The sequence below is a fragment of the Mesorhizobium sp. M7A.F.Ca.CA.002.05.1.1 genome, assembly GCF_003998335.1.
Taxonomy (GTDB): Bacteria; Pseudomonadota; Alphaproteobacteria; order Rhizobiales; family Rhizobiaceae; genus Mesorhizobium.
The window spans coordinates 1-8,141 of the sequence record NZ_RZQI01000189.1 but is presented as its reverse complement, the minus strand read 5'-3'; the positions used below and the strand labels follow the sequence as shown (position 1 = coordinate 8,141).

The 8,141-nt window shown below is 64.4% G+C and carries 8 protein-coding genes; 6 read left to right on the top strand and 2 right to left on the bottom strand.

Annotated elements, in window-relative coordinates:
- Positions 1–47 precede the first annotated feature (47 nt).
- Complete coding sequence (locus EN939_RS12370; RefSeq protein ID WP_127268242.1) at positions 48–659, bottom strand: TIGR00730 family Rossman fold protein; 612 nt, start codon at positions 657–659, stop codon at positions 48–50.
- A 126-nt stretch (positions 660–785) separates the two neighbouring features.
- Here EN939_RS12370 and EN939_RS12365 point away from each other — a divergent pair, with 126 nt between their 5' ends.
- From EN939_RS12365 to EN939_RS12340, 6 genes are all read left to right on the top strand, one after another.
- Complete coding sequence (locus EN939_RS12365; protein ID WP_127268241.1) at positions 786–2,255, top strand: LysM peptidoglycan-binding domain-containing protein; 1,470 nt, start codon at positions 786–788, stop codon at positions 2,253–2,255.
- A 227-nt stretch (positions 2,256–2,482) separates the two neighbouring features.
- Positions 2,483–2,815, top strand: a complete 333-nt coding sequence (locus EN939_RS12360) for an ArsR/SmtB family transcription factor (RefSeq protein ID WP_127268240.1) — start codon at positions 2,483–2,485, stop codon at positions 2,813–2,815.
- A 22-nt stretch (positions 2,816–2,837) separates the two neighbouring features.
- Positions 2,838–4,718, top strand: a complete 1,881-nt coding sequence (locus EN939_RS12355) for an ABCB family ABC transporter ATP-binding protein/permease (protein WP_127268239.1) — start codon at positions 2,838–2,840, stop codon at positions 4,716–4,718.
- 108 nt (positions 4,719–4,826) lie between these two features.
- On the top strand, positions 4,827–5,174 hold the full coding sequence (locus EN939_RS12350) for an antibiotic biosynthesis monooxygenase (RefSeq protein ID WP_127268238.1): 348 nt from the start codon (positions 4,827–4,829) through the stop codon (positions 5,172–5,174).
- Positions 5,175–5,308: 134 nt separating this feature from the next.
- On the top strand, positions 5,309–6,007 hold the full coding sequence (locus EN939_RS12345) for a phosphatidylserine decarboxylase (RefSeq protein ID WP_127268237.1): 699 nt from the start codon (positions 5,309–5,311) through the stop codon (positions 6,005–6,007).
- Between the two features lie 3 nt (positions 6,008–6,010).
- A complete protein-coding gene (locus EN939_RS12340; protein WP_127268236.1) occupies positions 6,011–6,829 on the top strand; it encodes a CDP-alcohol phosphatidyltransferase family protein in 819 nt (272 codons plus the stop codon).
- A 27-nt stretch (positions 6,830–6,856) separates the two neighbouring features.
- On the opposite strand, the gene EN939_RS12335 is transcribed toward EN939_RS12340, so the two are convergent.
- The coding region (locus EN939_RS12335) for an AMP-binding protein (RefSeq protein WP_164750966.1) at positions 6,857–8,141 on the bottom strand (1,285 nt) is incomplete at its 5' end.

The following is an 8,141-nucleotide window of genomic DNA, read 5'->3' as shown; positions in this document are numbered from 1 at the left end:
CTCCAGGCAATTCACATACTGCCTTACTGCCGTATTTTCTTACTCCCCTACATTTTGTCGATCACCGACTGCACGCCCTCGGTCGGAGCATCGACGGACGATCCTGCCACCATGATGGCGGCGACGATCGCTTCAGGGTCGTCGACGACCAGCGGCTTGACCCGCTGTGCGGTGTGGATGAAGCCTTCGGCGGCCATGTGATCGAGCAACGCCAGCATCGGATCCCAAAATCCTTTGACATTGGCGAAGACGATCGGCTTGCGATGATGGCCAAGCTGCCCCCAGGTCATGATCTCGACGATCTCCTCGACCGTGCCGATCCCGCCCGGCAGCGCCACAAAGGCGTCGGATTTCTCGAACATCCTGTGCTTGCGCTCGTGCATGTTGTCGGTGATGAAGAGTTCATCGAGCCGGTCAAGCGCGGTTTCGCTCGCTTCCTTGTTGATCAGGAAGCGCGGAATGATGCCCGTTACCTTGCCGCCGGCCTTGAGCGCGCCTTCGGCGACAGCACCCATAATGCCCTTGGTGCCGCCGCCATAGACCAGCCGCAGTCCCGCTTTGGCAATCGAGCGTCCGAGCAGGTGTCCGGCCTTGATATAGGTTTCATCGCGGCCCGGAGACGAGCCGCAATAGACGCAGACGGATCGAATCGTGTTCATGCCGATGATTGGTGATTGGGTCTGAAAGCCGGGTCAAGCCCCAAGAGTTAACAAGTCCGGGCTTTTTCTTGTCGGTATTGGTAAAACAGGCTAGACCGGCGTTAGGTGGCTAAGGGGTAGGGAAGTATGGCGATTAATCCACTGAAGGCGTTTCTGTTCGCGGCGGGTGGGACCGTCGCGGCCGCGGGAACCGCCTATGTATCGGGCGCACTCGACCCGTATCTCAATCCCACGCCGCCGGCGCAAGTGGCGGCGCAGACGCCGCCCGCAGCGCCAAAATCGGCCGATCCCGGCACCGAAGCGCGGCTGCCCGCCGCGGAGGTCCCTGCGGCTCCCGCCGCGGTGCCCCAGGCAACGGCACCGTCCGCACCGGCCGCGGACGCGGCGGCGCCGGCTGCGGCCGGTCCGGTCGCACCGTCCTTCGATGTCGTGCGCGTCGAAAGCAATGGCTCGATTGTCGTCGCCGGCAATGCGGCGCCCAACGCCAAGGTCGAGATCCTCAACGGCTCGACGGTGCTTGGCTCGACGGTCGCTGGTCCCGATGGCGCCTTCGTTATCATTCTCGACGATCCGCTGAAGCCCGGTGATTATACGATCGCGCTGCGCGCGACCACGGGCGATGTCGTAACGCCCTCGGTGCAGACCGCCGTGGTTTCGGTTCCCAAGGATGCGGCCGGCCAGGTGCTGGCCATGGTCGAGGAGCCGGGCAAGCCGGCCGAATTGCTGACCGTTCCCGCGCCCGCGGCAAAGCCGGCTGCTCAGGCCACCGCGCCGGCTGCTCCCGCAGCCGAAGCGCCCGCAACTGCTCCGGCACCAGCCGCCCCAGCACCTGCCGTGGTGGAAGCAGCACCGGCTCCTGCGCCGGCGACGCCGCCCGTTGCAGGCGTGACCGAGCCCAAGATCGTCGTCGAGGCGGTCGAGATCGACGGCAGCAAGATCTTTGTCGCCGGTCTCGCCGATGCCGGCCGCAAGGTGCGCGCCTATGCCAACGACATCCTGCTCGGTGATGCGCAAACGTCGACGGATGGTCATTTCCTGGTCGAGGCGGCGCGCGACATTCCGGTCGGCAGCTACACAATACGTGTCGACGGCCTCGATACCGACGGTGTGACAGTTGTGGCCCGCGCAGCCGTGCCGTTCGAGCGCGAGCCGGGCGAAGCGGTCGCCGCCGTGGCACCCTCGGCGCCGAAGCCCGTTCAGCCCAAGCCGGCCGCACCTGCCGCCGCCGAGGCGCCGGCCGCGGCCGGGACGGCTCCGGCCACCACGCCTGCTCCCGCCACCGAGGCTCCGGCCGTTGTGGCGGAGGCGACGCCGCCGAGCGACGTGCCCGAGACCGTGGCGCCCAAGCTTGAACATGCCGACGGCGCCGTCATCATCCGCCGCAACGACACGCTGTGGCGGATCTCGCGGCGCGTCTATGGCCATGGCGTGCGCTTCTCGACCATCTACCTCGCCAACCAAGACCAGATCAGCGATCCCGACCGCATCTGGCCGGGGCAGGTGTTCAAGGTCCCGGAAAAGTCGAAGGAAGGCGAAGCCGCCGACCTCAAGGCGATGGGCGAGCAGGCAACGACAGCGCCGGCCAAGACGCAGTAGGGTTGGCGATTGGCCAATCTCCCTCCTTGAGGGGGAGGTGGCAGGCCAGAGGGGTCGTCGCGCGTGAAGCGCCGACCTTCTCTTTTCTCCAAACGACGTCGCGTCAGGACGCACCGACCCCCTCTGTCACCTTTGGTGACATCTCCCCCTCAAGGGGGGAGATTAGGTCGCTCTACCCATCGGGGTAGCTTGCCGCAGACCTGCTCATCGTCTATCGCCGATGGACGATGACTGATTCCCTTATGGAAACAAACGCACCTGGCTGCACCCCGGACAGCCGAGCCGTTGCCACCCGGCTGGCAGCACTTTCGCACCCGGCTCGGATCGAAATCCTGAAATACTTGTCCGCAAGCAACTCCTGCTACTGCCGCGAAGTCGTCGATCGGTTCGATCTGGCGCAGTCCACCGTGTCACAACATCTGAAAATACTGGTCGAAGCCGGGCTGGTTCGCTTCGAGCCCGATCGCCAGCGTTCGCGCTATGCGATCGACCGTGCCGCGCTCGCCGATGTTTCTGCATCGGTGGCCGCCCTCGTCAATTCCTGCTGCTCCGGCCGCTGAAAATAAGAAGAAGGCGCCAAAAATGGCCGAAAAAACCGTCTCCGACTCCTCGACCTTCAAGACGCTGCTCAATTTGTGGCCCTATATGTGGCCGGCGGATCGCGCCGATCTGAGAGCCCGGGTCACCTGGGCGACGCTGTTGCTCGTCGTCGCCAAGCTGACGCTGGTCGCCGGTCCCTATTTCTTCAAATGGGCAACGGACGCGCTGGCCGGCGACTCCAAATCGGTGCCACCGCTGCCGACATTTCTGCTGGCGCCGGTCATGCTGGTCGTCGCCTACAATGTCGTGCGCCTGGTGCAGCTTGGCTTCAATCAGCTGCGCGACGCGCTGTTTGCACGCGTCGGCCAATACGCGGTGCGCCAGCTCGCCTTCCGCACCTTCGTTCACATGCACCAACTATCGCTGCGCTTCCACTTGGAGCGTCGCACCGGCGGCCTGTCGCGCATCATCGAGCGCGGCACCAAGGGCATCGAGACGATCGTGCGCTTCATCATGCTCAACACGGCGCCGACCATCCTCGAATTCGCGCTGACCACCGGCATCTTCGCCTACACCTATGGCTGGAAATATGTGGTCGTCGTCGCGGTCACCGTCTGGGTCTATGTCTGGTTCACGGTGCGCGCCAGCGACTGGCGCATCTCGATCCGCCGCGACATGAACGACAGCGACACCGACGCCAACACCAAGGCGATCGACTCGCTGCTCAATTACGAAACGGTCAAATATTTCAACAACGAAAGCATGGAAGCCGAGCGCTTCGACCGCTCCATGGCACGCTACGAGGTCGCCGCGACGCGCATCTGGACCTCGCTCGGCTGGCTGAATTTCGGCCAGGGCATCATCTTCGGCCTCGGCACCGTCATCGTCATGTGCATGTCGGCGCTTGAAGTGCAGGCCGGCACGCAGACGGTCGGTGACTTCGTCTTCATCAACGCCATGCTGATGCAGCTGTCGGTGCCGCTCAATTTCATCGGCTTCATCTACCGCGAAATCCGCCAGGGGCTGACCGACATCGAGCAGATGTTCGACCTTCTGGATGTGCCGCAGGAGATCGTCGACAAGCCGGATGCCAGGCCGCTCGCCGTGAGCGCCGGCAAGGTCGAGTTCCGCGACGTGCATTTTTCCTATGACCCGAACCGCAAGATCCTGAAGGGCATCAGCTTCGAGGTGCCGGCCGGCAAGACCGTCGCCATTGTCGGGCCTTCGGGTGCCGGCAAATCGACCATCTCGCGGCTTCTGTTCCGCTTTTACGACGTTCAGTCCGGCCAGGTGTTGATCGACGGCCAGGATATCAGGGACGTGACGCAGGAGAGCCTGCGTGGCGCGATCGGCATGGTGCCGCAGGACACCGTGCTGTTCAACGACACCATCGCCTACAACATCCGCTACGGCCGCATCGGAGCCAGCGAGGAGGACATGCAGAAAGCCGCTGAACTAGCCCAGATCGGTCCGTTCATCGAGCGATTGCCTGACGGCTACAAGTCGATGGTCGGCGAACGCGGGCTGAAGCTTTCGGGCGGCGAAAAGCAGCGCGTGGCGATCGCCCGCACCATCCTGAAGGCGCCGCCGATCCTGATGCTCGACGAAGCGACCTCGGCGCTCGACAGTCACACCGAGCAGGAGATCCAGGCCGCGCTCGATCTGGTCAGCCGTGGCCGCACCACCATCGTCATCGCCCACCGCCTGTCGACGGTAATCACGGCCGATGAGATCATCGTGCTGCAGGACGGCCAGATCGCCGAGCGCGGCACCCATGCCGAGCTGATGCGCAAGCATGGCCTCTACGCCTCGATGTGGGACCGCCAGCGCGAGGCGACCGAGGCCGAGGAGCGCCTACGCATCGCCCGCGAGGGCGACGAGCTTGGCGTTGTCGTTCGTCGGCGAACGTCGGAGGTGAATTGAAAGTTCGGCGCATGACCTGATTTTTGCGCTTGACCTCAACATAAGTTGAGATTGTAGGCCGTTCCTGGAGCCCAAAAAACACCATGATCCAGGAACGGAGAAATCGAAATGAGCAAGACAAATCAGAGCGTTGACGGCCGCAGCGTGTTCAGGGTGGACAAGTTCGTCGTGCCTGCCGCCGCCCGCGAGGAGATACTCGCCAAGGTCAGGACAACGCATGAATTGCTGCGCCTGCAGCAGGGGTTCGTGCAGGATTTCCTGCTCGAGCAATTCTCAGGGCCGGGCGAGTTCAACCTTGTGACCATCGTCGAATGGGAAAGCCAGGCAGCCATCGACAACGTCGTGCCGATCGTCAAGGCCGCGCACGAGCGCATCGCTTTCAACCCGCACGAGACGATCGCCCGGCTCGGCGTGCGCGCCGACATCGCCAACTATCAGCGGGTTCCGGGGCTTTAGAAAAGCCGTTACGGCAAACCGATGCCAGGTGCCGGCGCTTCGACGCTGAATATGGCATTCCCCATTGTTGCGTTGCGGCGAGGGGGGCTTTCGGCTATTGAGGCCCCACCTGAAACGGAGCCCGTTTACACCCGATGAGCCTTGTCGATACGGTCAAGAACGCATTCGTACCGATCCATCGCGAAGGCTATCCCTTCATCGCGGCCTTTGGCGCGGCGACGCTTTTCCTCGGCTATTTCTCCTCGATCCTGTTCTGGATCGGTCTGATCCTGACGGCCTGGTGCGTTTATTTCTTCCGCGATCCCGAGCGCGTCACGCCGGTCGATGACCGCCTGGTGGTCAGCCCCGCCGACGGCATCATCTCGGCGGTCGGACCCGCCGTGCCGCCGCGCGAACTCGGCCTCGGCAATGCAGAGATGACCCGGATCTCGGTGTTCATGAACGTCTTCTCCTGCCACGTGAACCGCGCCCCGGTGCGCGGCCGTATTGCGAAAATCGAGCACCGGCCGGGCAAATTCCTCAATGCCGAACTCGACAAGGCAAGCACCGAGAACGAGCGCAACGGCCTGGTCATCGAGAGCCCCAACGGCACGGTCGCGGCCGTCCAGATCGCCGGCCTGGTGGCGCGCCGCATCGTCTGTTGGGCCGAGGCCGGCGGCTCAATCGGCACTGGCGAGCGTTTCGGCCTGATCCGCTTCGGCTCGCGTGTCGATGTGTTCCTGCCCCTGACCGCCACGCCGCGCGTTGCCGTCGGCCAGACGGCGGTTGGCGGCGAAACCGTGCTGGCCGAATTCGGCGGTGTTGCCGGCACGCCTCTTGTTCGGGTTTCCTGACCGGTGGGCACGCAATACAAAAAGTTCGAGGCCCATGCCAGCGGCGGTCCGCGCATCCGCGAAATCCCGATGCGCATGGTGCTGCCCAATCTGGTCACCGTGCTCGCCATCTGCGCCGGCCTGTCCGGCATCCGCTTCGGCTTCGAAGGCCGCTTCGAGCCGGCGGTGGTGATGGTGCTGCTTGCCGCCTTCCTCGACGGCATCGACGGCCGTCTGGCGCGGATGTTGAAGGCGACCTCCAAATTCGGCGCTCAGATGGATTCGCTGGCCGACATCGTCAATTTCGGCGTGGCGCCGGCTCTGGTGCTCTATGCCTTCCTGCTCGACCGCGCCGGCTCGCCGGGCTGGATCGCGGCACTGCTGTTCGCCATCGCCTGCGGGTTGCGCCTCGCCCGTTTCAACGTGCTCGACGACGAGAAGGGCGATCGCCCCATATGGCAGTCCGAATATTTCGTCGGCGTGCCGGCGCCGGCGGGCGCCGTGCTGGTGATGCTGCCGCTCTATCTCTATTTCCTGCGCACAGGGCTGGAGCCCAGTCGCCCCGCCGCCTTCGTCGCCACCGGCTTCACCATCCTGGTCGCCTTCCTGCTGGTCAGCCGGCTGCCGGTCTATTCCGGCAAGAGCCTAAGGATCCCGGGCGACAGGGTGTTGCCGATCATCCTCGGTGTCGTACTCTACGTGCTCCTGCTGATGACCTATCCCTGGTACACGCTGACCGCCTCGGTCGCCGGCTACCTGATCTTCCTGCCATTCAGCGTGCGCGCCTATTCGAAGCGCGCCAAGCGCGAGGGCGAGAAAGTGCCGCCCTCCGATATAGGTTAGAAAATTCGCAGAAGTGCTTGATCTGACTCAGGCCGCGACGCCGAGCCCCAGCCTGTCGATCGCCAATTTCCTCGTCGACACATAGTCGGTCTTGCCGGAACCCAGCACCGGGATTTCCTCCACCTTGACGATGTCGTTCGGCACCATCAGTTCGGCGGCGCCCGCCTGTTTGCCGAATTTGCGCAGCTCGTCGGGATTGGCATCGTCGGCGGTGGTGACCAGCACGATGCGCTCGCCGCGTCTCTTGTCCGGCACCGCCACAGCCGCGTGGCGCTCCTCCGGCCACAGCGACTGCACCAGCATCTCGACCGCCCCCAGCGACACCATCTCGCCGGCGATCTTGGCGAAGCGCTTGGCGCGGCCGCGAATGGTGATGAAGCCCTCGCGGTCGACGGCGACGATGTCGCCGGTATCGTGCCAGCCGGTCAGCGGCTGCAACTCACCGGGGCGGTCCGACGTCATGTAGCCCATCATCAGGTTCGGCCCGTCGAGCCACAATTGGCCGGCGTCGGAGATGCCCTCGACCGGCTCCAGCTTCATGCGCATGGCAGGCAGCAGCCGGCCGACCGTGCCGTCGCGGCCATGGATTGCCGTGTTGACGGCAACCACCGGTGCCGCCTCGGTCAGCCCGAAACCTTCGATGATCTCGGCCTGGAAGCGCTCGCGATAGACGCGGCGGGTTTCCGGCTTCACCGCCTCGGCGCCGGCGACGACGAAGCGCAGGCTGGAAAAATCGCCGTCCTTGGCGGTGCGCGCATAGTTGGCGAGGAACGTGTCGGTGCCGAACATAATGGTCGGCTTCACCTTGCGCGCCACCTCGGGGATGATCTTGTAGTGCAGCGGCGAGGGGTAGAGGAACAGCTTTACCCCGGTGACCAGCGGCAGGATGGTGCCGCCCGTCAGGCCGAAGGAGTGGAACACCGGCAGCACGTTGAGCAGGATGTCGGCCGGCGAGATGGTGATCCGCGCCTCGGCCTGCATGGCGTTGGCGTACAGGTTCTTGTGCGACAGCACGACCGCCTTCGGCGTGCCTTCCGAGCCCGAAGTAAACAGAATCACGGCCGGCTTGGCCGCATCCTGCCGCTGCAGCGGCCAGCGCCACAGCAGAGCGGCGGCAAGCTTGTCCAGCGCGGTAACGCTCTCCCGCACATCCTCCAGCCACAGCAGCTTGGCGCCGCCTTTTTCGACCGCCGCGACGATATCGGCCAGATCGGCCTTCTCGACGAATGCGCGGGAGGAAATCACGGTCCTTATCACCGCCGTGCGCACGGCCGCGGTGACGCTCGCCGGTCCGGCCGTATAGTTGATCATC